At 74.0% G+C, this 25,907-nt stretch carries 20 protein-coding genes; 7 read left to right on the top strand and 13 right to left on the bottom strand.

Going from position 1 to position 25,907, the window contains the following annotated elements:
• Positions 1-16 precede the first annotated feature (16 nt).
• Complete coding sequence (locus tag NP048_RS12160) at positions 17-463, top strand: META domain-containing protein (protein ID WP_227575858.1); 447 nt, start codon at positions 17-19, stop codon at positions 461-463.
• 13 nt (positions 464-476) lie between these two features.
• Here NP048_RS12160 and NP048_RS12155 read toward each other — a convergent pair whose 3' ends face one another.
• The 7 genes from NP048_RS12155 to NP048_RS12125 all read right to left on the bottom strand — a co-directional run bounded on the left by NP048_RS12155 (position 477) and on the right by NP048_RS12125 (position 8,066).
• The gene (locus NP048_RS12155) at positions 477-1,775 is read right to left on the bottom strand and encodes a Glu/Leu/Phe/Val family dehydrogenase (protein WP_227575857.1); all 1,299 of its coding nucleotides are present in this window, start codon (positions 1,773-1,775) and stop codon (positions 477-479) included.
• A gap of 35 nt (positions 1,776-1,810) precedes the next feature.
• Positions 1,811-2,176: a hypothetical protein gene (locus tag NP048_RS12150; RefSeq protein ID WP_256769270.1), complete on the bottom strand. Its 366-nt coding sequence runs from the start codon at positions 2,174-2,176 to the stop codon at positions 1,811-1,813.
• A 308-nt stretch (positions 2,177-2,484) separates the two neighbouring features.
• Positions 2,485-3,525, bottom strand: coding sequence for a LacI family DNA-binding transcriptional regulator (locus NP048_RS12145; protein ID WP_227575855.1), 1,041 nt, complete (start codon positions 3,523-3,525; stop codon positions 2,485-2,487).
• A gap of 158 nt (positions 3,526-3,683) precedes the next feature.
• A complete protein-coding gene (locus NP048_RS12140; RefSeq protein WP_227575854.1) occupies positions 3,684-4,595 on the bottom strand; it encodes a carbohydrate ABC transporter permease in 912 nt (303 codons plus the stop codon).
• Positions 4,592-5,623 carry a carbohydrate ABC transporter permease gene (locus NP048_RS12135; protein ID WP_227575853.1) on the bottom strand — a complete coding sequence of 344 codons (1,032 nt, stop codon included), beginning with the start codon at positions 5,621-5,623 and terminating at the stop codon, positions 4,592-4,594. The genes NP048_RS12140 and NP048_RS12135 overlap by 4 nt, the downstream gene beginning before the upstream one ends.
• 172 nt (positions 5,624-5,795) lie before the next feature.
• Positions 5,796-7,106, bottom strand: a complete 1,311-nt coding sequence (locus NP048_RS12130; protein WP_227575852.1) for an ABC transporter substrate-binding protein — start codon at positions 7,104-7,106, stop codon at positions 5,796-5,798.
• A 426-nt stretch (positions 7,107-7,532) separates the two neighbouring features.
• Positions 7,533-8,066, bottom strand: a complete 534-nt coding sequence (locus tag NP048_RS12125; protein ID WP_227575851.1) for a DUF2505 domain-containing protein — start codon at positions 8,064-8,066, stop codon at positions 7,533-7,535.
• Between the two features lie 117 nt (positions 8,067-8,183).
• Between NP048_RS12125 and NP048_RS12120 the strand changes: the two genes are divergently transcribed.
• Positions 8,184-9,665 carry a sensor histidine kinase gene (locus tag NP048_RS12120; RefSeq protein WP_227575850.1) on the top strand — a complete coding sequence of 494 codons (1,482 nt, stop codon included), beginning with the start codon at positions 8,184-8,186 and terminating at the stop codon, positions 9,663-9,665.
• A gap of 168 nt (positions 9,666-9,833) precedes the next feature.
• On the opposite strand, the gene NP048_RS12115 is transcribed toward NP048_RS12120, so the two are convergent.
• From NP048_RS12115 to NP048_RS12090, 6 genes are all read right to left on the bottom strand, one after another.
• Complete coding sequence (locus NP048_RS12115; protein ID WP_013117620.1) at positions 9,834-10,082, bottom strand: WhiB family transcriptional regulator; 249 nt, start codon at positions 10,080-10,082, stop codon at positions 9,834-9,836.
• A gap of 390 nt (positions 10,083-10,472) precedes the next feature.
• Positions 10,473-14,837 carry an FtsK/SpoIIIE domain-containing protein gene (locus NP048_RS12110; RefSeq protein WP_227575849.1) on the bottom strand — a complete coding sequence of 1,455 codons (4,365 nt, stop codon included), beginning with the start codon at positions 14,835-14,837 and terminating at the stop codon, positions 10,473-10,475.
• A gap of 136 nt (positions 14,838-14,973) precedes the next feature.
• Positions 14,974-17,523: an ABC transporter permease gene (locus NP048_RS12105; RefSeq protein ID WP_227575848.1), complete on the bottom strand. Its 2,550-nt coding sequence runs from the start codon at positions 17,521-17,523 to the stop codon at positions 14,974-14,976.
• Positions 17,523-18,365 carry an ABC transporter ATP-binding protein gene (locus NP048_RS12100; protein ID WP_255619478.1) on the bottom strand — a complete coding sequence of 281 codons (843 nt, stop codon included), beginning with the start codon at positions 18,363-18,365 and terminating at the stop codon, positions 17,523-17,525. Before NP048_RS12100 ends, NP048_RS12105 begins: the two co-directional genes overlap by 1 nt.
• Before the next feature lie 143 nt (positions 18,366-18,508).
• The gene (locus tag NP048_RS12095; RefSeq protein ID WP_227575847.1) at positions 18,509-19,240 is read right to left on the bottom strand and encodes a response regulator; all 732 of its coding nucleotides are present in this window, start codon (positions 19,238-19,240) and stop codon (positions 18,509-18,511) included.
• Positions 19,237-20,574, bottom strand: coding sequence for a sensor histidine kinase (locus NP048_RS12090; protein WP_227575846.1), 1,338 nt, complete (start codon positions 20,572-20,574; stop codon positions 19,237-19,239). Before NP048_RS12090 ends, NP048_RS12095 begins: the two co-directional genes overlap by 4 nt.
• A 186-nt stretch (positions 20,575-20,760) precedes the next feature.
• Between NP048_RS12090 and NP048_RS12085 the strand changes: the two genes are divergently transcribed.
• The 5 genes from NP048_RS12085 (at position 20,761) to purE (ending at position 25,889) form a co-directional block, all read left to right on the top strand.
• On the top strand, positions 20,761-21,495 hold the full coding sequence (locus tag NP048_RS12085; RefSeq protein WP_227575845.1) for a response regulator transcription factor: 735 nt from the start codon (positions 20,761-20,763) through the stop codon (positions 21,493-21,495).
• A 3-nt stretch (positions 21,496-21,498) separates the two neighbouring features.
• A complete protein-coding gene (locus NP048_RS12080) occupies positions 21,499-22,836 on the top strand; it encodes a sensor histidine kinase (RefSeq protein ID WP_227575844.1) in 1,338 nt (445 codons plus the stop codon).
• Between the two features lie 65 nt (positions 22,837-22,901).
• Positions 22,902-24,092, top strand: coding sequence for a mannose-6-phosphate isomerase, class I (manA, locus tag NP048_RS12075; RefSeq protein ID WP_227575843.1), 1,191 nt, complete (start codon positions 22,902-22,904; stop codon positions 24,090-24,092).
• A gap of 61 nt (positions 24,093-24,153) precedes the next feature.
• The gene (locus NP048_RS12070; protein ID WP_227575842.1) at positions 24,154-25,332 is read left to right on the top strand and encodes a 5-(carboxyamino)imidazole ribonucleotide synthase; all 1,179 of its coding nucleotides are present in this window, start codon (positions 24,154-24,156) and stop codon (positions 25,330-25,332) included.
• A gap of 8 nt (positions 25,333-25,340) precedes the next feature.
• On the top strand, positions 25,341-25,889 hold the full coding sequence (gene purE / locus NP048_RS12065) for a 5-(carboxyamino)imidazole ribonucleotide mutase (RefSeq protein WP_227575841.1): 549 nt from the start codon (positions 25,341-25,343) through the stop codon (positions 25,887-25,889).
• Positions 25,890-25,907: the final 18 nt, after the last annotated feature.

The following is a 25,907-nucleotide window of genomic DNA, read 5'->3' as shown; positions in this document are numbered from 1 at the left end:
GATGCCATGATCGAGCATGCGCGATGACGGGCACGACCAGCCGACGTCCTTCGACCCCTCGGGTGCTGTCCCGGACGCCCCGTGGCTGCACGGGACATGGCGGGTGGTCCGCCTGGACGGCCTCGTCCCGGGCGCCGGCACGCAGGGGCAGCCGTGGCTCACGTTCGACGGCGACGGCGTCGTGTTCGGTCACGCCGGGGTCAACCGGGTGCGGGGGACGTGGCGGCTCGACGGCTCGTCCCTGACGTTCGGGCCGGTCGTCGCGACGCTCATGGCGGGGCCGCCCGAGGCGACGGCGACCGAGCGGGCTGTCCTCGGCGTGCTCCAGGAGGGTGCCACGGTGACGCCCGGTGACGACGCGTTCACGCTGCGGACCGCCGGGGGGCGGACCGCGGACCTCGTGCGCGCACCGGGTGACGCCGACGAGCCCGTGCGGCGCGCCGAGCCGCACGGGCGGGTCTGAGACCCGGGGTCTCTCAGGGGTACAAGCCGCGGATCAGGTGCGCCTCGGCCACGCGGCGGACGCCGATCGTCATCGCGGCCTCCCGCAGCGTGACGGACTCGGCGCGGGCGAGCGCCGACACCGCCGCGTGGCTCGCGAGCATCCGCTGCTCGAGCCGTTCGGCGATCTCGCCCTCGGTCCACCAGTACGCCTGGTTGGCCTGCACCCACTCGAAGTAGCTGACCACGACGCCGCCGGCGTTCGCCAGGATGTCGGGCACGACGACGATGCCGCGCTCCGCCAGGATGCGGTCGCCCTCGCTGGTCGTGGGCCCGTTGGCGCCCTCGACCACCCAGCGCGCCTTGACGTTCGCCGCCGTCGTGCCGTCCAGCACCCCCTCGACGGCGGCGGGGACCAGCAGGTCGACGTCGAGCGCCAGGAGGTCCGTGTTGGTCAGCGGGTCCGCGTCCGCGAAGCCGGTGACGGAGCCCGTACCCGCGACGTGCTCGAGGAGGGCCGGCACGTCCAGCCCGTCGTCGCGGCGGACGCCGCCGTGCTCGTCGCTGACGGCGACGACGCGGGTCCCGGCCTCGTGCAGCAGGCGTGCGGTGTGGGACCCGACCTTGCCGAACCCCTGGACGGCTGCGCTGACCTCGGACAGCTCGACACCGTCGGCGCGCAGCGCCGCGCGTGCGGTGTGGACGACACCCTGCGACGTGGCCGTCGGGCGGCCGAGCGAGCCGCCGACGGCCAGGGGCTTGCCCGTCGTGACCGCGGGGATCGTGAACCCCTGGTTGACCGAGTACGTGTCCATGACCCAGGCCATCGTCTGCTCGTTGGTCCCGATGTCGGGCGCCATGATGTCCCGCTCGGGCCCGATCATCGGCATGATCTCGCTCGTGTAGCGGCGGGTGACGCGTTCCAGCTCGGCTGCGGAGTGCGCGTGCGGGTCGATCGTGACGCCGCCCTTGGCGCCGCCGTAGGGGACGTCGACGACCGCGCACTTCCAGGTCATCCACATCGCGAGCGCGCGGACCTCGTCGATGTCGACACCGGCCGCGTAGCGCAGCCCGCCCTTGCCGGGACCGCGCGAGATGTTGTGCTGCACCCGGTAGCCCGTGAAGACCCGCACGCGGCCGTCGTCGCGTCGCAGCGGGACGGCGACCCGCAGCTCACGGCGTGGGGTCGCGAGCACCTCGTGCAGGTCGTGGTCGTAGCCGAGGATCTCGACCGCGCGCGCCAGCTGGGCCTGTGCGGTCGCCAGGGGAGCGGTTCCGGGGTCGGGCTGGGCGGTCGCGCCGTCGGGCGTCGGGGGAGAGGAGGGGAGGGCCATGCCCCACCCTGGCACGTCGACCCGCGCCTGAGGCGTCAACACAGCTGGATGTCTGTGACCCACCGGATGATGTCACCGCCGAGGTGACGGCTGTGCTGTGCGGGCACCAGGACGCAGGAGCCGAGGGAGCCGTCAGCGCGCACCGGGGCGACGGACAGGTCGGTCGAGCGGCAGTTGACGACACGGGCCGACCACGGCGACGGGAACGCCAGGTAGTACGACGAGACGTGGTCGCACCATGCCTCCGCGTCCTCGATGGCGGCCGACCTCCCGGCCGCGTCCCGGTCCGTCGCCGGCACGGACGCCCGGTCCGCCATGCGCGCGCCGCGCGCGGTCGACACGCCGGGTCCGACGTCACGGGCGGTGGCGGCGGTCGGGAGGGCGGCTGCCGCGGCGGCCACCACCGCGAGGGCGAGCCGGCCCCGGCGGTGCGCGCGGCGTCGGCGCGCGGCACGGAGGCACTCGCGGCGCGTGGTGTGGGCTGTCTCGTGTCCCGGGTGAAGCGCCGGTGCGGTCGTGTCGTGCTGACAAGGGCGGGTCGTGCGGAGCATGGCGTCTCCTCTCGGCTCCCGCCGTGGCGCTGGCGGGAGCGTCGCACTCCGTTGTGCGGCGCCGTGCCCACCATGGCGTGCCTGCCACAGTGCTGTCAAGAACTGACGGCACTGTGTCAGAGAGGGGAGTTACTGGCTCCGGTGACAGGCTCGGCCGGTCACGCCGACGCGCGGACCACCAGCTCCGGGGCGAAGATCAGCGGCTCCCTGCCGGGCGCTCCGTGCAACTGGTCGAGCAGGCGCGCACCGGCAGCGCGCGCCATCGCGACGACCGGCTGGATGACGCTCGTCAGCGGCGGCGTCGTCGACGCGGCCACCCCCAGGTTGTCGTAGCCGACGATCGCCACGTCGCCGGGGACGTCGCGCCCGAGCTCGGCGAGGACGCCCAGGGCCCCGGTCGCCATGAGGTCCGAGGCGATGAAGATCCCGTCGACGTCGGGGAAGCGCGTGAGCAGGTCGCGCGCTGCGTGCGCACCTGAGGCGATGGTGAAGTCCCCGTGCACGACCGCCGACTGGTCGAGGCCGGAGGCCTCCATCGCCAGCCGCCACCCGGCGAGCCGGTCGATGCCGGCGGACATGTCCTGCGGTCCGGCGATCGTGGCGATGCGGCGGCAGCCGCGGTCGATGAGGTGCTGGGTCGCCAGGCGCCCACCCTCGGTGTTGTCCGTGTCGACGTACTGGACGCCCTCGTCCGAGGCCGACAGCGGACGCCCGACGAAGACGTTCGGGACCCGCGACGTGAGCAGCGCCCGGTCGAGCTCGTCGTCGCGGTGGTGCGACACGACGATCGCGCCGTCCACGTGCCCGTTGCGCAGGTAGCGGATCGTCCGCTCGCTCTCGCCCGGGCGCGCGATGACGAGCACGACCTGGATGTCCGAGTCGGCGAGCGACGTGCTCAGACCGGTCAGTGTGCCCGCGAAGAAGGGGTCGGAGAGCACGCGCTCGTCCGGCTCGGGGACGACGAGCGCGATCGAGTCGGTGCGTCGCGTGACGAGCGAGCGCGCGGCCCGGTTGGGCGTGTAGCCGAGGTCGGAGACCGCGGCCTCGACCGCGGAGAGCGCCTCGGGGGAGACGCGCAGGCCGCCGTTGATGGCGCGTGACGCCGTCGACCGGGAGACGCCGGCGCGTTCGGCGACCTGCTCGAGCGTCGGCGCGCTCGGGCGTGCGAGGTCGGTGTGGGTCGGGACGATGTCGACCACCTTTGGTCATCCCCTCCTGTGGCTGCCGGGCAGCGTGGACGTTCTTGCGGCCCGGGGCACCGTGAAGCTACCGCGCACGATGCGCAGGTTACCCGGTGCCGAGCTGGTGGGCCGTGGTCGGGCGCTCGGGAGTGTGCGCCCGACCACGGTGCAGGGCATCAGCCCTTCACGGCTCCCGCCATGATCCCGGCGACCAGCTGGCGTCCGGCAAAGATGAACAGCACGATCAGCGGCAGCGTCACGAGGAACACGCCCGCCATGACCAGGGAGTAGTCGACGAAGTAGTTCGCCTGGAGCAGGCGGACCGCGACCGGCAGCGTCGGGTTCTCCGGGTTGAGGACGATCGACGGCCAGAAGAAGTTCGTCCACTGGGTGACGAAGGTGAACAGGGCGAGCATCGCCATGGCCGGCCGTGCCGCGGGCATGGCGATCGACCAGAACGTCCGCAGCATCGACGCGCCGTCGACGCGGGCTGCCTCGATGAGCTCGTAGGGCAGTGCCTCCTGGAGGTACTGGGTCATCCAGAAGACGCCGAACGCCGTGACGAGCGCCGGCACGATGACCGCCTGCAGCGTCCCGATCCACCCGATCTTCGCCATGATGATGTAGAGCGGGATGACACCGAGCTGCGTCGGCACCGCCATGGTGGCGATGACGAACACGAGCAGCGGACCACGCCCCCGGAAGTTCAGCTTCGCGAACGAGAACCCGGCGAGCGTCGAGAACAGCACCGTGGCGCCCGCGGTGATCAGCGAGACCAGGAGCGAGTTCCGGAACGCCTTCCAGAAGTCGAAGGCGTCGGAGTTGACGACCTTCGAGAAGTTGTCGAAGAGACTCGCGTCGGGCAGCAGCTGCGGCAACGGGCTCTGCGCGAGGCTCACGGGGTCGGAGGATCCCAGGAGCAGCGTGTAGTAGATCGGGCCGATGCCGATGAGCACGGCAGCACCCAGGAGCACGTACGTGACCACGCCCGGGCGCCGGTTGTAACCGCCGGTCTTCCCGCGACGGCTGCTGGCGGCCTTGGCCGCCCGCGGGCCGGCGGTCTGACGGATGACGGGGACGGAGCTCATGCCGACCTCCTCGAGCTACGCGCAGCGGCACGGCGCTGTCGACGGGATGGACGGCCGGTTCCTGCGGACGAGATCCGGTTCGTGACCGCGAAGTTCAGCAACCCGATCATGACGACGACGATGAAGAGGAGCCACGCGACCGCTGCCGCCCTGCCGAGGTTGCGCTGGGTGCCCCAGCCGACGTCGTAGAGGTAGAGCGTCGTGGTCATCCACTGCTGGGACGCACCGCCGCGACCCGCGGCGTCGAACACGCGCGGCTCGTCGAAGATCTGCAGTCCGCCGATGGTCGAGGTGAGGATGACGAAGATCACCGTGGCGCGGATCTGCGGGACCGTCACCGAGAAGAACTGACGGACCCGGCCGGCGCCGTCGATGATCGCGGCCTCGTACAGCTCGCGCGGGACGGCCTGCATGGCCGCGAGGAAGATGAGGGTGTTGTAGCCGGTCCAGCGGAAGTTCACCATCGAGGCGATGGCCACGTGGCTCGCGAGGGGGTCGACGTGCCACCGGATGGGGTCGACCCCGAACGCCCCGAGCCAGCTGTTGATGAGGCCGGACTGGTCGGCGAACATGCGCCCGAAGATGAGGCCCACGGCCACGGGGGCGACGACGTACGGGAGCAGGACGCCCATGCGCCAGAAGGTCTTGGCGCGCAGGTTCTGGTCCAGGAGAGCCGCCAGGACGATGGCCACCAGCACCTGCGGCACCGACGACAGCGCGAAGATCGAGAACGTGTTCCGCAGGGACTTCCAGAACGTCGCCTGGCTGAGCACGTCGGTGTAGTTCTGCATCCCGATGAAGTCGCCCTGACCGCCCAGCAGCTTCCAGTCGTACACCGACACGAACGCCGTGTAGATGAGCGGGAACAGGCCGGTGATGGCGAAGATGATGAAGAAGGGGGAGATGTACAGGTACGGGGAGAGCTTGAAGTCCCAGCGGGAGAGCCGCTGGGAGAAGCCGACCCGTCGCGGCGCACGTGGCGCGCCGTGTGGCGCGGACCGCGTGGGCGCGGGTGACTGGACGGACATGACGGACCTCGCGTGGGGAGCCGGGACTCAGGGCCGCGTCCTGCCGGCGGCCCTCGGACGTCGGTGGCGGCAATCGTGTGCCGCGACCTGAGGACCGGCCGGGGACGTCGTGGACGTCCCCGGCCGGTCCGGGTGAGTCAAGACTGAGTCAGAGACTGAGTCAGAGACTGAGTCAGAGACCCAGGCTGTCGAACGCGGAGACTGCGCCCTGCCAGCCGGTCGCGGCGTCCTCGCTCTTGTCGACGTCCACGCGGGCGAGCGCGTCGGTGACCGTCTGGTGGATCTGGAAGTAGTTCGGGCCCTTGAACTGGGTCACCGAGATCGCTGCGGCGCGGTTGGCGAAGATCTCACCGACCGGTGCGTCGTTGAAGAACTCGTTCGTGGCGGACTTGAGGTCCTCGGCCTCCCACGCCTCGACCTGGCTCGGGAAGGTGCCGGCGTTCGCGAACGCCTTGACCTGCGTCTCGGGCGACGTGAGCCACGCGGCCAGCTTCTTGGCCTCCTCGACGTTCTTGCCCGAGGCGGGCACCGTCAGGTACGAGCCACCCCAGTTACCGCCACCGCCGGGGAAGACGTCGGCGACGTCCCAACCGGTGACACCGCCCGCGCGCTCCTCGATCGGGCCGGTCATCCAGGCGGGGCACAGCATCGTCGCGAAGCCGTTGCTCTGGAACGCGGCGTCCCAGTCAGGGCTCCACTGCGTCAGACCGGCCGACAGGTCGGCGGACGCTGCGGTCACCTGGTCGAACAGGGCCTTGATGTCCGAGTTGTCACCGAGGGACTTCGGCGTGCCGTCGCTCTCCTCGTACGGGTTCTCGATCTGGTTGACCATGCCCTGGAACGTGGCGGACGCCGAGTCGAACCACGCGACCTCGGGCGAGGCGGCCGTGAACGTGCGACCGACCTCGAAGTACTTGTCCCACGTGGCGCCCTCGCCGCCGAGCAGCTCAGCGACCTCCGCGCGGTCCGTGGGCAGGCCCGCGGCCTCGAACAGGTCGGCGCGGTAGCAGATGCCCTCGGGGCCGATGTCGGTGCCGTAGCCGATGAGGCGGCCGTCCTCGGACGTCGCGGCCTCCTGCTTCCAGGCCTCCCAGCGGCCCTCGACCGACGGGTCGGTCAGGTCCTCGAAGGCGTCGGCGCTCGTGAGCAGCTCGGGCAGCCAGTCGACCTCGATGGCCTCGACGTCGGCGAGACCGGCGCCGCCGGCCGCGAGCTTCGTCGTGAGGTTCGTGCGGGCGTCGGCCGACTCCGCGGCGCGCGTCTGCTTGACCGTGACGTTCGGGTTGGCCTCGGTGTACTCGGCGAGCAGCTCGTCGGTGTAGCCGAAGTTGTTGAACGTCGCGACGGTGAGCGTGACCTTGCTGTCGCCGCTCGCTGCGTCGTCGTCGCCCTCGCTGCTCTCGCCGGAGCAGGCGGTGGCGAGCAGCGAGATGCTCATGACGCCAGCGGCGAGCGCCCACGCCTTGCGTGTGGTCTTGCGCACAATGACTCCCTTGTCAGTCGGACGGCTACGTCGCCGTACATCTTGTCCGCGTCCCCCCCGCCGGCCGTTTCCGGCTGGGGCGGGCGTCGCGCGCTGGGGCTGTCGAGCCCCGACGTGGGTGCGCTCCCGTGACATCTCGCGGGAGCGTTCCCACGCACTGCGGGACACCTTTGTCCGGGAGATGGGCAGGTGTCAAGGACGGGGACGGGCAGGAGTGTCGTGGTAGCGGTCCCACAGGGGCATCCCTGCTGGTCAGAGCGATTTCCCATGCTTCCCACGTTATTCAATCGTTACGGCTCGGAGACCTCGCCGTGCCCCTTTCGAGCGAATGGCCGGAGCGCGCCTGAGCGCGCCGTGACAGGTCGTGGCCGTGCCGTGGGCGGCGGCCGGCAGCCCCTCCGCGGGACGTCGACGTCAGCGACGACCTCAGCGGGCGGCCTCGGTGCCGCCGTGCCTCGCGTCCGGGTCCGCGAGCCACCGGGCGGCCACCTCCTGCTCGGCGCGCAGCGCGGTGCGTACCGCAGCCCCGGCGGCCTCCTCGACGGCAGCGGCGAACAGCGGGAGGGCCGCACGGACCTCGCCGTCGTACGCCACGCGCGCGAGGTCGGGTCGCGCGGCAGTCAGCGACGTGCGACCGGTCACGCGTACCGGTGCACCCGCGATCTCGACGACGACCGTCCCCGTGCGCGAGCCGTCGGCCAGCGGTGCCTCCCACGCCTCGACCTGCCGCACGTCGATGCGGGCGCCCACCAGTGCGTGCATGTGGGCGGGGATCTGCTCGGTGGGCACGGCACGACGCGTCGTCACCGTGAACGCGCCGGCGGCGGTCCCCGTCACGTCGACCTGCTGCTCGACCGCGCCCGAGGCGCGCACCTTCGCGTCCACGTAGGCAGGATCGGCCAGCAGGCGAGCAGCGGTGTGCACGTCGGTGGGAAGGTCGATCGTCACGTGCAGCTGCACCGTGGACCCCTGTGGTGGATGGGTTCTGGTCCGAGCGGCCGCGCGGACCAGTGACGGACGCCGCCCGTGGCACCTCCGTCGTCGTCGAGCGTAGCCGCCGCTGCGTACCCTGGGCATGTGCCCACGCTGAGCGACCTCGTCACGCGTCATGGTGCGCTCGATCCGGCAGACGTCGAGTGGCTGCACCTCCTGGTCGGCGACTGGCAGGTCGTGTCCGACCTCGCGTTCGCCGACCTCGTGCTGTGGCTGCCCACGGTCGACGGGGAGTTCGTCGCGGTTGCACAGTGCAGGCCCTCGACCGGCGCGACCGTGCACTACGACGACGTCGTGGGCTCCCGGCCCCCCGAGGGGCAGGTCGCCCAGCTGCGCCGCGCTCTCGAGGAGCAGGCACCGCAGCGTTCCCGCGAGCCGCGCTGGTTCGGCTCCTACGCGGTCCGCGAGGAGGCCGTGCCCGTCGTACGCGGTGGGCGCTCGATCGCCGTGCTCGCACGTCAGACGAACCTCGGTGGTGCGCGCACGCCGTCTCGACTCGAGCTCAACTACGTCGAGGCGGCCGACGACCTCGTCGGGATGGTCGCGCGCGGCGAGTTCCCCGCACCGGACGCGCCGACCGGCCCGCGTCGCGGTGCGCCCCGCGTGGGCGACGGTCTGGTGCGCCTCAACGCCGAGGGCGAGGTGCTCTACGCGAGCCCCAACGCCCTGTCGTGCTTCCACCGGCTCGGCGTGCTCGGTGACCTGGTCGGCAGGTCGCTGATCGAGGTGACGTCGGACCTCATCGAGCAGGACGCGACCGTCGACGAGTCGATGCCCCTCGTGCTGATGGGCAGGGCGCCGTGGCGGGTCGACGTCGAGGCCCGCGGCGTGGCGCTCTCGCTGCGTGCCGTCCCCCTGACGGAGCAGGGCCAGCGGACGGGTGCCGTCCTGCTGTGCCGCGACGTCTCGGAGCTGCGGCGGCGCGAACGTGAGCTGATCACGAAGGACGCGACGATCCGGGAGATCCACCACCGGGTCAAGAACAACCTGCAGACGGTCGCCGCGCTCCTCCGGCTCCAGTCGCGCCGTATGAGCTCGCCGGAGGCCCGCGACGCGCTGGCCGAGGCGATGCGCCGTGTCGCCACGATCGCCCTGGTCCACGAGACCCTGTCGCAGACGCTCGACGAGAGCGTGCCGTTCGACGACCTGGTCGGACGGAGCCTGCGGCTGGCGGCCGACGTCGCGACCGCCGGTGCCCACGTGCGGACAACGGTGCGGGGGTCGTTCGGCGCCGTGCCGGCCGAGGACGCGACCGCGCTGGCCCTGATCCTCACGGAGCTCGTGACCAACGCTGTCGAGCACGGGCTCGCCGGGCGCGACCAGGGCACCGTCGAGATCGTCGTCGAGCGGTCCGGTCATAGGCTGCGGGTGGAGGTCGCCGACGACGGCGGCGGCCTGCCGGAGGGTCGTGGGGAGGGCACGGGGCTGGGTACCCAGATCGTCTCGACCCTGGTGCGCAACGAGCTCGGCGGCTCGATCGCCTGGCACGGCCGCGAGGGCGGCGGGACGTCCGTCGTCATCGAGGTGCAGCTACGGCAGGGTCGGGACGCGGCCACCGTCGCGTGATGCCGCGCCCGACGCGCGTGCGTCGGGCCGGCGGGACGGGCCGAGGGACCCGGACGTCGAGATTCGGGACGTCACGATCCCGGACGTCACGACGGGGGCCGCCGTGGTCGGCGGCCCCCGTCGGGCGCTCGGCGGATGGCCGCCGGCAGGTGCTGGGTTGCTCGGCTCTCAGCCGGCTCGGCGCTGGCGCGCGGTGCGGCGCTTCAGTGCGCGACGCTCGTCCTCGGACAGGCCGCCCCAGACGCCGGCGTCCTGACCGGTCTCGATCGCCCACTTGAGGCACGTGTCGACGACGTCGCAGCGACGGCAGACCGCCTTCGCCTCCTCGATCTGCTGCAGCGCGGGGCCCGTGTTCCCGATCGGGAAGAACAGCTCGGGGTCCTCGTCGAGGCAGGCTGCGCGGTGACGCCAATCCATGGGGGCTCTCCTTGGCACACGCATGCCCGCACGCCCGAAGCGCGCGTGGCAGTGCATGGGATCAGTGGTGGGGGGAAACGTGCTGAACCCAGCGTCACACCCCGGCACCTCGACGCACAAGGGTTACGGCAACGTTTCATGTCGATAACGACTGAGGCGTTGATCACATCGCCCGCTCCTCCGTCCGAGTCGTCCCGTCGTGCGTCCAGGCCGCACCCAGCGGCCGTGGGTCGAACGTCCAGGTCAGCGGACTCCCGCTCGCGCTAGGCCTCTGACCTGGGAGATCGCTGTGCCCTCCGTGGCGATGTTCTGAACGGCGAGGGCGTTGTGCTCCGTGCCCCGTGGGTGCGTGACATGTCTCACGCGGCCGTGTGGCGCCGTCTGCGCCACTCAGGCCGCCGGGCACGTGGTCGCAGGCGCTTCCGGTCTCTGGTAAGGGCGCGCAGCAGCGTCCGTTCCGGACCCGAGGCGCCGCTCGCCGCCTAGGGTCGTCCCATGCCCAGCACACCCGCCGGCCGCGGGCCGGTCACCGGACCCGAGACCCCCCGGCCCGGCTCGACCGGCGGACGGCCGCCGCTGCTCCTCGTCGCCTGCGCGGCCGTGCTCGTGGAGGCCGTGCTGCTCGTGGCGGCGGCCGTCGTCGGCGTCGTCGCCCTCGCCGGCGGGGAGGACGTGGGACCCGTGGTCTTCCTCGTCGTCCTGGCGCTGGGTACCGCAGCGCTCCTCGCGGGTGCGGTGCGCGGCCTGTGGCAAGGGCGCCGCTGGGGCCGGGCACCCGTGCTGACCGCCCAGGCGTTCCTCATCGTGACGGCTGCCGCGTGGTGGGGCGTCGACGGTGGGGTCCGAGCGCTCACGGTCGGCCTGGTCGCGCTGGTCGTCGTGGTGGCCGTCCTCAGTCCCCGCGTCGTGGCCGCCACCTCGCAGGGACGCGATGCGGGTTCCTGACCCGGGGCGCGTCGTGTCCCGTTCTGCGGCCTCTTGCTGCGGTGCGACGACGTCGTGCACCTGGACCCGGGCCAGCACGCGACCTCGCCGCAGCACCCCGCGGCCCGGCGGGCGCGCCGCGGGGTCCGTGTGCAACGCGCCGCGGGGCCCCAGCAGATCGGCAGCAGCAGGCCCGAAGGCGTCGAGCACCAGCACCTGGCGGGCGCGCAGAGCTGCGGCGACCGGCCCGCGATAGCCCGTGGCGGCGTGCTCGGTCGTCGTGGCGAGCGCGACGACCCGGGGCCCACCTCCCCGGCGCTCGAGCAGGCGCTCCAGGCGTTCGGCGAGCTGGGGGGCGCTGCGTTCGAGAAGGTCGACGTCGTCGACCAGCAGGACCCCTCCGGCGGTGCCGTCGCCCGCGCACTCGGGCCGCGCGTCGTCCTCCAGGAAGGCCGGTGCGTCGTGGGGGGAGACCACGACGACGCCGGGCAGGACCACCCGCGCCTGGGTCGACTGCGGGTGCGCCGCGACGATCGTCACGTGCCGACCGGTCGCCGCCCATCCGCGGGCGAGCACGTGCAACGCGGTCGTCCGCCCGGTCCCGGGCGCGCCCGCCACGACGAGCGGCCTGGTGGGGTCGACGTCGATCGGGTCCGGCCTCTCACCGCCTAGCCCGAGCTCGATCCTCTCCGCGACGGTTGCGCCCCGACGAGCCGGCCCGGGTGCGGGTGCCGACCGTTCGGGCAGGACGCCGATCCGCGCGGCGGGTGGTGCGGTTCCCGACCGCCGCACCTCCGCGAGCGCCCCCGTGGCGGCGGACGGCAGGACCACCTGGCACTGGAGCGCGCCCTCGGCGGTGCACGCCACCGCGCGACCGGGCACCGTCCGGGCGGCGACCATGCCGTGCGGGACGCCGGCCTGCGCGTCGAGCGCGGTGTCCGGCACGGGCAGGACGAGACGTAGCCCGAACGCGCCCAGCAGGCGGGACAGCGCAGGCACGATCGGTCCTGCGGCGGCCACGCGGACCCCCGGGGGAGGGTGCCGCAGCAGCGCCGTGAGCAGGTCGACGCCCGCTCCACGGGCGTGCGTCGCGAGCCCGTCCAGGAGTGCGTCGAGCCCGTCGAGCAGGAGCACGACGTCAGGCGCGTCCTGTGCCCGGGGCGACGTCAGGTGGTCGAGCAGGAGCAGCGCGCGGTGCACGTCGTCGACCGGGAGCGTCGTCCCCAGCAGCGGTCCGGCCGTGGGCCGCAGGCGCGCGAGGTCCGCGTCCGGCAGGCCGACGGCATGGACGTGCGCACCGTCCAGGAGCGCGTGCGTGGCGACCACCAGGAGGGTCGTGGACCGGCCCGAGCGCGGCCCGCCGAGCACCAGGAGGGGACCGTGCGCGGGCCCCCACCGGACGGGGGTGCGGCGCTGCTCGTCGGGGACGTCGCCCACCGCGACGAGCAGGCCGTCGGGGTCGGCGGCGGGCGCCACCAGGTCCGCGGTCACCCTGTCCGGCAGCGCGGGGAGCCACGGCACCGAGGTGCCCGGTAGGCCGCTCGCCGCCTGCCGGCACGCGGCCACCCAGTCCGGGACGTCGTCGTCGCCCGTCGACGTGACGCACCACCCCGGCCCGGCCCGTGACGGGATCACCGGGGTCAGACGCACCGGTGCGGTCGGGCGCCGGTGACGGGCACGCGCCACCTGCACGCGCGTCACCGGCCGCGAGCCGATGCGGACCAGTGCGCGGCCAGGGCTCGCGGGGTCGAGGTGGGCGGCGTCCGGGCACCCGACGACGTCGCGTGAGTCGTCCTCCTCGGCGACGCGCAGCGCGATGCGCAGCCCGAGGTTCGCACGCAGGTCCGCCGGCACCGCGCCAGCCGGGCGCTGGGTCGCGAGCAGCAGGTGCACGCCGAGGGCACGTCCCTGCGCCGCGAGGCGCGAGAGCGTGGCGGCGGCGTCGGGCACGTCGTCGACGAGGGCGCGCAGCTCGTCGACGACGACGAGCAGCCGTGCGGGGGTCGTCGGTGCCGCCGGGTCGAGGTCGGCGACGTCCGTCCGACCCGCGTGGGCCAGCACGTGCTCGCGGCGGTGCAGCTCTGCCCGGAGGCCCACCAGCGTGCGCCGCGCTGCCGCGAGGTCGAGGTCGTGGACGTGCTCGACCACGTGCGGCAGCCGTGCGAGCGGACCCAGGCCTGTGCCGCCCTTGAAGTCGACCAGCAGGACGGCGAGCCGCCGGGGTGGGTGTGTCAGCGCGAGACCGAGGACCACGGTGGTCAGCAGCTCGGACTTGCCGGCGCCGGTGGTCCCGGCGACCAGGGCGTGCGGGCCGTCACGGACGAGGTCGAGCACGGCGGGGGTTCCGCCGGGTCCCGTGCCCACGGGCGTCACCAGCGTGCGCGTCCCTGCCGGATGCCATGCCCGCGCCACGGCGGCCGCGGCGGGTGCGGGGATCCCGGGCAGCTCGCCCAGCGCCGACGTCGACGCCGGGGCGGGCGGCATGACCGTGCCGTCCGTCGCCAATGACCACGCGAGTGCGGCCGCGGACCTCGCCTGCGCGTCGGCCACGTCCGCGTCCACGGCCTCGGGCCTGGAGCGCGGTGCCACGTCGTCACCGGTGTGCAGGACCGTGGTCGCCCAGGCCGGCACGGCCGTCCCCGGAGGCACGACGAGGAGGAGCCGGGCACGCGGCGAGGTGAGGCGCCAGGCACCCAACGTCGGGTCGCCGCCGTCGGCCACCACGAGGACCTCGTCCTCGTCCGCCCCGGGGAGCCGGCCGGAGGGGGCCCACCAGCGGGTCCACCGCCAGTCCGCGCCCGTGTCGGACCGCAGCACGAGGCGTGTCGGTGTGCCCGCGCCCAGCGTGCGCAGCACGAGCGCGCGCGCCACCGCCAGAGCGTGGTCGCGAGGGCCGACCACGGCAACGGTCCGGTCCGCCGGCCACGGCGTGTCGTCCCCCGGGACGGGACCCGCGTGGTCACGCAGGCGGAGCCGCGTGGCCAGGCGCAGTGCGCCGACGTCCGGGAGCGGCGCGGGGGCCGGGCTGCCCGCACCCGGCTCGGTGGGCGCGCCCGGTGCGGGCGCTGCCCGCAGGCCGAGGAGCCCGACCAGGCCCGTCACGGCGGTCAGCAGCAGGATCGGTTGGCGCAGCGCGACGGCCAGGGTGAGAGCCGCGCACGCCGAGGCGCCTGCGGTCCACGCCCATGGCGGTCCCGGGGGTGCCCACCTGCCGCGCGGGCGGGCGCCCGCCGCGTCCCGCAGCTCCAGCGTGGTCCCGTCGACCCGGACCTCGTCGCGCGGTGACCACGCGCGCGCCCGCCGGCCGAGGCGTCGCGCGCCCTGCGCGGCCCGCAGGATGCGGTGCCCCGGCCCGCGCCCCGGGCGGGCGGTCATCGTCCCGCGTGCACCGACCACCCGGACCGTGACCCGACGGCCCCGCCGGCGCACGTCGATGCACGCGGGCGTCGCGCCACGCAGACGCTCCGACCCGCTCGCCGACGCGAGGGGGAGTCGGACGCGCGCGCCGTCCTCCAGCGCGACGAGCCGACCGGCGCGCGGACCACTGAGCACGGCCAGGTGGGTCCCCGCAGCGACGGCGGCCAGGACGTCGTCGTCCGGCGCGGGACCCGGGGCGAGGTGCGCGCCGGGCAGCAGCGGCGGAGCGCCGGCCGGGTGGTCGTCGTCGAGCCTGCTGCCCGCGATCTGGAGCAGCGCTCGCGGCGCGGCCCAGCGCACGTCACCGGTGAGCACCGCGAGCCGACGGCGCAGGACGCCGGCGGGGACACCGGGCTCCACCTCGACGTCGAGGAGCCGACCGGGCAGGACGGGGGAGGGGAGCGTGAGGCGCACCCCGCGAGCATCGGCCCGCGGGGTGCGTCATGACGCCCCGGGGCCGGGAGGTGTGGGTGACACCTCCCGGCCCCGGGTCTGTGGTCGGCTCGACCGTGCGGCGGGCCCTCCTCCGCGCCGCACCGCGGCCGTGGTCTCAGTCGACGCCGAGCGCGGCGACCGGGGGCGTGCGGGCGGCGGCGCGAGCGGGCAGTGCCGAGGCGACCAGGCCCGCGAGCAGCGCCACGGCGAGGACGGCCCCGAGGTGCGCCCACGGGACGGACAGGTGCACGTCGCCGAGCGGGCCGAACACCGTGGCGGCGCCCGCCCAGCCGTAGAGCAGACCGAGCACCGTGCCGATCAGCGCGCCGACGCCGGCGATGAGCATGCCCTCGGTCGCGAGCATCCACCGCAGCCCACGCCGGGACAGCCCGACCGCGCGCAGCGTGGCCGACTCCCGGCGACGTTCGATCACCGAGAGCGACAGCGTGTTCGCCACCCCGATCAGCGCGATCACGACGGCCACGCCCAGCAGGCCGATGACGATCGCGAGCACGATGTCGATGATCTCCTCGTTGCCTTGCCGCTGTGCCGCCGTGCTCTCGAAGTGCATCGTGTCGTCCGCGACCAGGTCCTGGACCGCCCGCAGCGTCTCGATCGCGTCGGTACCGCCGCTCAGCCGCACCAGGAGCGTCGTGGGCGCGCGGTCGATCCCGAGCGCGTCGGCCGCGTCGGTGGTCAGGAGCGCCGTCTTCGTGCCGCGGGGCAGGACCTCGATGGGCGCCGTGTCCTGCGCGGTCACCTCCAGCGTGGACACCGGGCCCGACCAGCCCTCCGGCACGACGCTGCGACCCGCGGCGAGGGCGTCGGCCGCGACCTCGTCCCGGATCACGTGGGCGTCAGCCGGGTCGACGACGTAGGCCTGGCGCTCGCGGCCCTCGGCGTTCAGCACCAGTCCGGCCCGGGCGACGACGACCGTCTCGACACCGTCGAGGGACGTGACGTCGTCCGCGACAGCCTTGCTCATCGCCTCGCCGGACGAGTCGACCACCAGCAGGTCGACGGGCCCGCGCTCGTCCATCTCGCGGGCGAGCGATTCCTGCGCGGAGATCGCTCCGGTGCTCATCATGACGACGAGCGTGACGCCGATGACCAGAGCGGTGCTCGTCGCGGACGTCCGCCGCGGGTTGCGCAGCGTGTTGGCCGCGGCGAGACGGGCGCTCGTGCTGATGGAGGCGATCGGACGTCCCACGGACGACACGATGCGCGGCACCCACAGCGGCGAGCCGACGAGCAGGCCGACGAACGACGTCCCACCGCCGAGGACACCGATGCCCAGCGGCAGCATCGAGTCGATCCCGGTCCCCGCACGGGCGAGCGCGACCCCGCCCGCCAGCGCCGCGAACCCGCCGACCGTCAGCAGCATCGAGAGCACGAGCCGGACCCTCCCGGGTCGTGCCCGCACCGTCGGTGCGTCGGCCGGCCGCAGCGCGGCCACCGGTGACACCCGGGTCGCCGCACGAGCGGGCAGCAGCGCGGCCCCGACGGTCACCACGACGGCCACGAGCACCGGCACCAGGATGTTGCGGAGCGTGGGCTGCACCGCCGGGGGCAGCGGCACACCGGTCTGGACCCGCGACAGGACGCTGAGCATGCCCTGGGCGAGACCGAGCCCCGTGAGCACGCCGGCGACGCCGGCGACCACGCCGAGGATGCACGCCTCGAGCAGCACCGACGCGCGCAGCTGGCCGCGCCGTGCGCCGACGCAGCGCAGCAGTGCCAGCATCCGGGTGCGCTGGGCGACGATCACCTGGAACGTGTTCGCGATGACCAGGGCCGCGACCAGCAGGGCGACGGCAGCGAACCCGAGGACCATCATGACGAGGAAGTTCCCGGCGCCGTACGACTCCACGCTCCGGGCCGCGGCCTCGTCCCGCGTCAGCACCTCGTCCCGGTCCAGCCGCTCCGCGAGCTCGGCGCGCACGGGGTCGACGTCACCGTCGACGGCCACGAGAACCTCCCCGACGGCCATCTCGTCGAGGGTCGACACACCGCTCCACTCCACGACCGCGTCGAGCGTCGCCAACCCGGCGCCGCCGTAGCTCGCCCAGGCTCCCGACGGGTCCTCGACGATCCCGACGAGCGTGACGTCCGCCGTCTTCTCCGTGGGCTCGGGTTCGGGCTCGGGCGACGTGTCGACGTCGCCCGTCGCCTCGGCGACGTCCTCGGCGGAGTACGTGGGCCACACCGTCCAGGAGACGCGGATGGTGTCGCCGACGCCGACACCGAGCCGCTCCGCCGAGGCGGCGGGCAGCGCGACCTCGCCGTGCGACGCGGGCGCGCGGCCCTGGACGACGTCGAGCGACGCCAGGGAGGGGTCGGAGGGCACCGGGATGACGCCCTCGTTGGAGGAGCGCCGACCGCTCTCGAAGGACACCCAGCTGATGACGAGCGCATCGGCGGTGGTCACGCCCGCCGTGCCCCGGGCGGCGGCCAGCGTGTCGGACGGCGTGGCGTCCGGCGAGGGGAAGACGATGAGGTCGGCGTCGCCGTAGAGCGCGGTCATCGCGTCGTACCCGCCGCGCTCGATGACGTCGCCCGCGGTGAGCGTCGCCGTGACGAAGGCCGACCCCAGGAGGATCGCGACGCCGGCCGCGATCAGGCGTCCGAGGCTGCGGCGCATCTGGGCGAGGGTGAGCCGCAGCATCAGCGCAGGCCCCCCGACGTCACGTCGACCGCCGGGATCGCGCCCGTCGGTGCTCCTGCCGGGGCCTCGAGCACGCGCAGGCCCTCGAGCCCGGCGAGCACCGACTCGGGGGTCGGGTCGGCGATGTCACCGGCGATCCGGCCGTCCGCCAGCAGGACCACGCGGTCGGCGTACGCTGCCGCGGTCGGGTCGTGGGTGACCATGATGATCGTGCGGCCCAGCTCGCGGACCGAGCGCCGCAGGAAGCTCAGCACCTCGGCGCCCGAGCGGGAGTCCAGGTTGCCGGTGGGCTCGTCGGCGAAGACGACGTCGGGCTGCGCGATCAGGGCGCGCGCGATCGCGACGCGCTGCTGCTGCCCGCCGGACAGCTCGCTGGGCCGGTGCGTCAACCGCGCCTGCAGCCCGAGCGTCGTCACCAGCGTGTCGAACCACGCGCGGTCCGGAGCACGGCCCGCGAGGTCGAGGGGCAGCAGCACGTTCTGCTCGGCGGTGAGCATCGGGAGCAGGTTGAACGACTGGAAGACGAAGCCGACGCGGTCCCGGCGCAGCCGCGTCAACGCGTCGTCGTCGAGGGACGTGATCTCGGTGTCGCCGAGGTGCGCTGTTCCGGACGTCGCGTCGTCGAGGCCGGCGAGCAGGTGCATCAGCGTCGACTTGCCGGACCCCGACGGGCCCATGATCGCGGTGAACGCTCCCGTCGCGAAGTCCACGTCGACGCCGTCGAGCGCGCGGACCGCTGCGGCTCCGGACCCGTACACCTTGGTCAGCGCGCGGGCGCGGGACACGGGTGCGGCGTCGCCGGCCGCGGACCGGTCGTGGGGGAGTGGTGCGGTGGTGGGCAACGGGTGCTCCTGTCTCGAGGTGTGCCACCAGGTTCACCCGTGAACCCGGTCCCACGCGTCCCGCCCCGGGTGGGTCCTGCCGGTGCCCGGGTCATCCCGTGGCCGCACACGCTCGCCCCGTCGGTACACCGCCGGGACGTCGGTCAGGACCCGGCCCGCACCAGCCCTGCCTCGTAGGCGACGACGACGGCCTGCACGCGGTCGCGCGCGCCGACCTTGGCCAGGATGCGCCCGACGTGCGTCTTGACGGTGGCCTCGGCGACGAACAGGTCCTGGCCGATCTCGGTGTTGGAGCGGCCCCGGGCCATGAGGACCAGCACCTCGCGCTCACGCTCGGTGAGCTGGGCCACCGCCTGGTGCGCCGGGTGGTCGGTGGCCGACGGGCTGTCGTCGGGGAGCGCGGTGACCAGGTGCTCGAGCAGCCGGCGGGTGCTCGACGGTGCGATGACGGCATCGCCGCGGTGGACGGTGCGGATCGCCGCGAGCATCTCCTCCGGCGGCGCGTCCTTCAGGAGGAAGCCGCTGGCACCGGCACGGATCGCGGCGAGCACGTACTCGTCGAGGTCGAACGTCGTCAGGACGATCACCTTCGGAGCGGGGGCCTGCGGGGTCGCGCGGGACACGATGCGCTCCGTGGCCTCGAGGCCGTCCATCGTCGGCATCCGCACGTCCATGAGGACGACGTCGACGGGCCCGGTCGCGGTCTGCGCCGCCGGGTCCAGGGCACGCACGGCCTGGGCGCCGTCACCGGCCTCGAGCACGACCTCCAGGTCGGCCTGGGAGTCGATGACCATCCGGAACCCGGCACGGACGAGCTGCTGGTCGTCGACGAGGGCGACGCGGACGGTCGTCGCGTCGGTGGTCGGTGCGGTCACGAGGGGGTTCCTCCAGAGGGGTCGAGGGTCGGGGTGCGCGTCGGGGTGCCGGCGTCGTCCGCTTCCGCAGCGGTACCCGACCCCGGGGTGGGCAGCGTCGCGCGGACGCGGAACCCGCCACCGGGGCGCGGGCCGGCGGTCACCGTGCCCCCGAACATGGTCGCGCGCTCGCGCATGCCTACCAGGCCCTGGCCCAGGCCGTCGGCGGCGGCGGCGGCGCCGCGCCCGTCGTCGCTGACCTCCAGGGTCACGGCGGCCGGCTGCCACTGGAGCATGACGGTGACGCCCGGGTCGGGCCCCGCGTGCTTGAGCACGTTGGTCAGGGACTCCTGGGCGATGCGGTAGACGGTCAGACCGGCGCCAGGGGGCAGGTGCCGGGGCGTCCCCAGGCGCACGTACGACACGCGCACGCCGCTGGCCCGCACCTGCGCCACCAGCTGCTCGACGTCCTCCACGGCGGGTTGCGGCGTGGTGGTGGCGACCGACGTGACGGCGGCGTCGGTCCCGGTCTGTCCGTCGGCGAGCACCCCGGGTGCCGCGCGTCCCGGCCCGCCCGTTCCCGGCGCGTCGCGCAGGACACCCAGCAGGCGGCGCATGTCGGTGAGTGCCGCGCGTCCGGTCTCCGCGATCGTGCCGAGCGATCGGCTCGCGGCGTCGGGGTCCTGCACCGCGGCGTACCGTCCGCCGTCGGCCTGCGCGATCATCACGGACAGGCTGTGGGCCACGATGTCGTGCATCTCGCGTGCGATGCGCGCGCGTTCCGCCGCGGTCGCGATGATCGCCTGCTGGTCCCGCTCGACCTCGAGCCGTTCCGCGCGGTCCAGCAGCGCCTCGAGGTGCTCCCGGCGGCTGCGGCGCACGAGGCCGAACGCCCACGCGACCAGGAAGATGCTCGCGATCAGCACCATGAGGATCAGGGCGCCGGCGCGGTCGTACGGCATGGCCACGGCGGCGCCCACGACGACCGCACCCACCATCGCGGTGACGATGCCCGTGCGGTGGGCCCAGCGCGGGCCGTGCAGTGCCACCGAGTACAGGGAGAACGGGATCACGACGTCGACGGGCAGCAGCGGGAAGCCTGCGACGACGTGCAGCAGGGCGGCGGTGTACACGAGCGCGACCGACGCTGCGGGGCGGGTGCGGCGCCATGCGAGGGGCACGACGACGCCGAGCACGCACAGCGAGACGAGCGCGGCGCTGCTGCCCGCGTCCTGGCCCGCGACGGCCAGGACGGACGCCGGGACGAGTGAGAGGGTCAGGAGGGCGGTGATGGTGATGTCGACGCCCTGGCGGTGGGTGTCCTCCCACTGCCACAGCCGGTCCCACCACGTCATCCTGCAAGCCTAGGTGGCGGGTCCGCCGTCGGCGTGCACCTGCGGGCGGACCTGACCACCGGCCCCGTCCGCCCCCGGGTGCAGGTGGCCGTGCACCCGGGGTGGTCCGCGGCGATCGGTGGATCTCCGGCGCGTCCGGGACCGAGGGCTGGCGGCGGGGGCGAGTTCGTGACCTAACATGGCGGAATGACCCAGGTGCTGCTGGCGGAGGACGACCCCGCGATTGCCGAGCCTTTGGCCCGGGCGCTCGGGCGTGAAGGTTACGACGTGCGCGTGCAAGGCACGGGTCAAGGCGCGATCGACGGCGCCGCGAGCGCCGACCTCGTGGTCCTCGACCTCGGTCTGCCGGACATGGACGGCCTCGACGTCGCCCGCGCGATCCGCAGCCAGGGTCTGACGACGCCCGTGCTCGTGCTGACGGCGCGCGCCGACGAGGTCGACCTCGTCGTCGGCCTCGACGCGGGTGCCGACGACTACGTCACCAAGCCGTTCCGTCTCGCCGAGCTGCTCGCACGGGTCCGGGCGCTGCTGCGCCGCACCGTGGGCGACCCCGCTGAGGAGGACGAGCTGCACGCCCAGAACGTGCGTGTCGACGTCGCCGCGCACCGCGCGTTCCAGGGGGAGCGCGAGCTGCACCTGACGGCCAAGGAGTTCGACCTGCTGCGCGTCCTGGTCGCGGCCGCGGGGACGGTCGTCTCGCGCGAGACGCTCATGCGCGAGGTCTGGGGCTCGGACCCGACCGGCTCGACGAAGACGCTCGACATGCACGTGTCGTGGCTGCGTCGCAAGCTCGGCGACGACGCGAACGCACCCCGGTACATCTCCACCGTGCGCGGCATGGGCTTCCGTTTCGAGACCGGGAGCGCCTCCGACGCTGCCACGGCGTCCGACGTGGCGTCGGGGCCGCTCGACAGGGTCTGACGCGTGCGACGTCGCGTCCTGCAGGCGACGATCGCCGCCGTCACGGTCGCGGTCGTCCTGCTGGGCTTCCCGCTCGCCTTCCTCGGTGCACAGCTGGTGCGGGAGAACGCGCTCTACAGTCTCGGGGTCCGGGCGCAGTCCGTGGCGCGGACGGTCGACTTCCGGGTCGAGCAGCAGATCGCGCTGTCCGACCGCATGCTCGAGCCGTACACGGGCGCCGAGTCCCCTGATGAGCCCGGCGAAGGTCTCGAGGCGACGGTCGTGGTGCGGACCCCGTCCGGTGAGACGTACCGGGCCGGCCCGACGTTCGACCAGCGGCGCCTCACGGTCGAGACCACGTCCGGCACCGGCGCGACGGTGCTGCTGTACGTGTCGTGGTGGGACGTCTTCTGGATGTCGACGCAGGTGATCGCCCTCGTCGTCGTCGCCGCCGTCGTCGCGTTCGCGGCGGGCATCGCGACGGCGATCTGGCAGGCCAACAGGCTTGCCGCGCCTCTGGTGTACCTCGCGGCGTCGGCGGAGCAGCTCGGGTCGGGACAGGTCCGGCCGCAGCTGGAGCCGTCGGGAGTCGAGGAGATCGACCTCGTGGCCGCCGAGCTGGCCCGCAGCGCCGACCGGATGGCGGGGCGGCTCGCCGCCGAGCGCCAGTTCGCGTCCGACGCCTCGCACCAGCTGCGGACGCCGCTGACAGCCCTGTCGATGCGGCTCGAGGAGATCATGCTCACCGCCGGGGAGGAGGAGGTGCGCGAGGAGGCCCGCATCTCGCTCGAGCAGGTCGAACGGCTCGTGCGCGTCGTGGACGACCTGCTCGCGAGCTCGCGTCGCGCCCAGGGCGGTACGACGGAGGCGATCCTCCTGCAGGAGGTCGTGCACCAGCAGGAGGAGGAGTGGGCACCCACGTTCGCCGCCGCCGGCCGCCGGCTCGTCGTCGAGGTCGACCCGACGACGCAGGTGCTCGCGACGCCGGGCGCGTTGGCCCAGGTGCTGGCGACGCTCATCGAGAACTCCCTGAAGCACGGCGCGGGCACCACGACCGTGCGCTCGCGCGCCGGCGGCTCGTCGCGCGCCGTGGTCGTCGAGGTCGGGGACGAGGGTGAGGGTGTGCCCGACGACCTCGCGCCACGCATCTTCGAGCGTGACGTCACGTCCGGTGCGGGGACGGGTCTGGGACTGGCGCTCGCGCGGGACCTCGCGAGCGCGGACGGCGGCCGGCTCGAGCTCGCACAGCGACGACCTGCGGTGTTTGCGCTGTTCCTGTCCGGCGTCCCGGCGTCGCTGCGGCCTGACGTCGTGCTGCCTCGTGGCGCCGTGATCTCGGTGCGCCGCGACCGCCGGTGGTGAGGACGTCCCGTCGGGACCGGCGCCCGGGCTAGGCTTCGACCACATCCGTCCGCGAGGAGGAAGCCGTGCAGGTTCTCGAGCCGGCGCTCCAGGGCTACGCCTGGGGATCGTCGACCGCCATCCCGGAGATGCTCGGTCGCCCCGCCGACGGTTCGCCGGTCGCAGAGGCGTGGTTCGGCGCACACGCGTCCGCGCCCTCCCGGCTCGTCGGCGCGGGAGTGCAGGCGCTGGACCGCGCGATCGCGTCCGACCCCGTGTCCCACCTCGGGGACGACGTCGTCTCGCGCTTCGGCCCCGGGCTGCCGTTCCTGCTCAAGCTGATCGCGGCCGCGCGCCCCCTGTCCCTCCAGGTGCATCCCAGCATCGAGCTGGCGCGCGAGGGGTACGAGCGCGAGGACGCGCGGGCCGTCCCGGTGGACGACCCGCGACGGTCGTACCGGGACCGCAACCACAAGCCGGAGCTCGTGTACGCGCTCTCGCCGTTCGAGGCCCTCGTCGGCTTCCGCGCGCCGCGCCGCGCTGCGGAGATCCTCGACGGCGTCGACCACCCGACAGCCCGCCAGCTGCACAAGGTCGTGACCTCGGACCCCACCTCGACGGGCATGCAGGAGGCGTTCACCCTGCTCGTGAGCGAGGCGACGCGACCGGGGCCCGACGAGGTCCACGACCTGGCGGACGCGTTCCGGGCACGCCTGCGAGCCGGGTCGCCCTCGCCCCGTACGGACCGTGCCGTCGACCTCCTCGAGCGCACCTACCCGGGGGACCCGGGCGCGGTGACGGCCGTCCTGCTCAACCCGGTGTCGTTGCGACCGGGCGAGGCGCTCTTCGTCCCGGCCGGCACCGTGCACGCGTACCTCGACGGCTTCGCGGTCGAACTCATGGCGAACTCCGACAACGTCCTGCGGGCCGGTCTGACCACCAAGCACGTCGACGTCCCCGAGCTGCTGCGGATCGTCGAGTGCGTCGCGGCCCCGCCGATCCGCATCGCGCCCGAGCACGTGTACGACGCCACGGACGTGTACTACGTGCCCGTCGACGACTTCGAGCTGTCCGTCACCCGCCTGTCCGACGTGCGGTGCCGGATGCCCGGGCTCGGCCCCCGGATCGTGCTCTGCCTCGAAGGGCGTGCCACCCTGCACACGCAGGCGGGCGAGGTCCTCGAGATCGCGTCGGGACAGGCTGCCTTCGTCCCCGCGTCCGACGGGGCCCTGCGTGCCTCCGGCGAGGGGCGGGTCATCCAGGCGTCCGTGCCGTGAGGACTGTGCGCCCGTGGGCGTCACCACGGGCACGCACCGTCAACGGCTACCCTCGACGCCCGTGACACCTCCGATCGTGGCCGTCGTCGGCGGCGGCCAGCTGGCCCGGATGATGGCCGGCCCCGCGACCGCACTGGGTCTGCACCTGCGCGTCCTGTCCGAGGCGGCGGACGCCTCGGCGGCGCAGGCCGTCGCCGACTCGCCCGTGGGCGCCGCGTCCGACGTGGACGCGGTGCTCGCGCTCGTCGACGGGGCGGACGTGCTCACGTTCGAGCACGAGCACGTCCCGGCGGAGGTCCTGGACGCGGTCGAGGTGCGCGGCGTGCCGGTGCACCCGGGCCCGGCGGCACTCGTGCACGCCCAGGACAAGGCCGTGATGCGCCGGCGTCTCACGGAGCTCGGCGTGCCCTGCCCGCGCTGGGCGCCGGTCGGCGACGTGGCGGACCTCGAGCGCTTCCGCACCGCCGTCGGCGGGCGGGCGGTCGTCAAGACCACCCGGGGCGGGTACGACGGGAAGGGTGTGCGCGTCGTCGGCGACGGTGCGCTCCCCGACGACGTGACGTCCTGGTGCTCGGCCGCCGCCGACCGCACCGGCCCGGCGCTCCTGGCCGAGGAGCTCGTGCCCTTCACCCGTGAGCTGGCCGTCCTCGTCGCGCGCACCCCCTCGGGGCGCTGCGTCGTGTGGCCGGTCGTCGAGTCGGTCCAACAGGACGGGGTGTGCGCGGAGGTGGTGGCGCCCGCCCCCGCGCTGCACCCGCAGACCGCTGCCCAGGCCGAGGGCATCGCTCGGGCCGTCGCCGACGGCCTCGGCGTGACGGGAGTGCTGGCCGTCGAGCTCTTCGAGGTGGCGGACCCGGCGGGAGGTGCGCCGCGTGTGCTCGTCAACGAGCTCGCGATGCGTCCCCACAACTCGGGGCACTGGACCATCGACGGCGCCGTCACCAGCCAGTTCGAGCAGCACCTGCGGGCCGTGCTCGACCTGCCGCTGGGTGACGTCGCACCCGTGGCCCGGTGGACGGTCATGGTGAACCTCCTCGGCAGCGCGCTCGACGACCCGACCGATGCGCTGCGTGACGTGCTCGGCGCCGACCCGGGCGCGAAGGTGCACCTGTACGGCAAGGCGGTCCGCCCGGGCCGCAAGCTCGGGCACGTCAACGTGTCCGGTGACGACCTGGACGACGTCCGTGCGCGTGCGCGCGCGGCGGTCGCGCGGCTGCGCGGCGAGAGCACCGAGGACTGAGGGACGAGATGAGCGGCACCACACCGGGGAGCACCCAGGTCGGCATCGTCATGGGCTCGGACTCCGACTGGCCCGTCATGCAGGCCGCAGCGGACGCGCTCGCCGAGTTCGACGTGGCCGTCGAGGTCGATGTCGTGTCGGCGCACCGGCAGCCCGACAAGATGGTCGCCTACGGCCGCGAGGCGGCCGACCGCGGGCTGCGCGTGATCGTGGCGGGGGCCGGGGGAGCCGCGCACCTGCCCGGCATGCTGGCCGCCGTCACCCCGCTCCCTGTCGTGGGCGTCCCCGTCCCGCTCGCGCACCTCGACGGCATGGACTCCCTGCTGTCGATCGTCCAGATGCCTGCGGGTGTGCCGGTCGCGACCGTGTCGGTGGGCGGTGCGCGCAACGCGGGCCTGCTGGCCGTGCGCATCCTCGCCTCCGGCTCGGGACCGGAGGCCGACCGGTTGCGCAGGGCCATGCGGGACTTCCAGGACGGCCTGCGTGCGCAGGCCGACGCCAAGGGCGAGCGTCTGCGCGCGCGAGCCACCCGACCCGCGACGGGGTTCTCCGCCTGATCCGCGCCCGGGTGCGCG

The sequence above is a fragment of the Cellulomonas xiejunii genome (genome assembly GCF_024508315.1).
Classification (GTDB): Bacteria; Actinomycetota; Actinomycetes; order Actinomycetales; family Cellulomonadaceae; genus Cellulomonas; species Cellulomonas xiejunii.
Note: the sequence above shows the minus strand (reverse complement) of the source record. Positions and strands in the feature narration are given on the sequence as shown.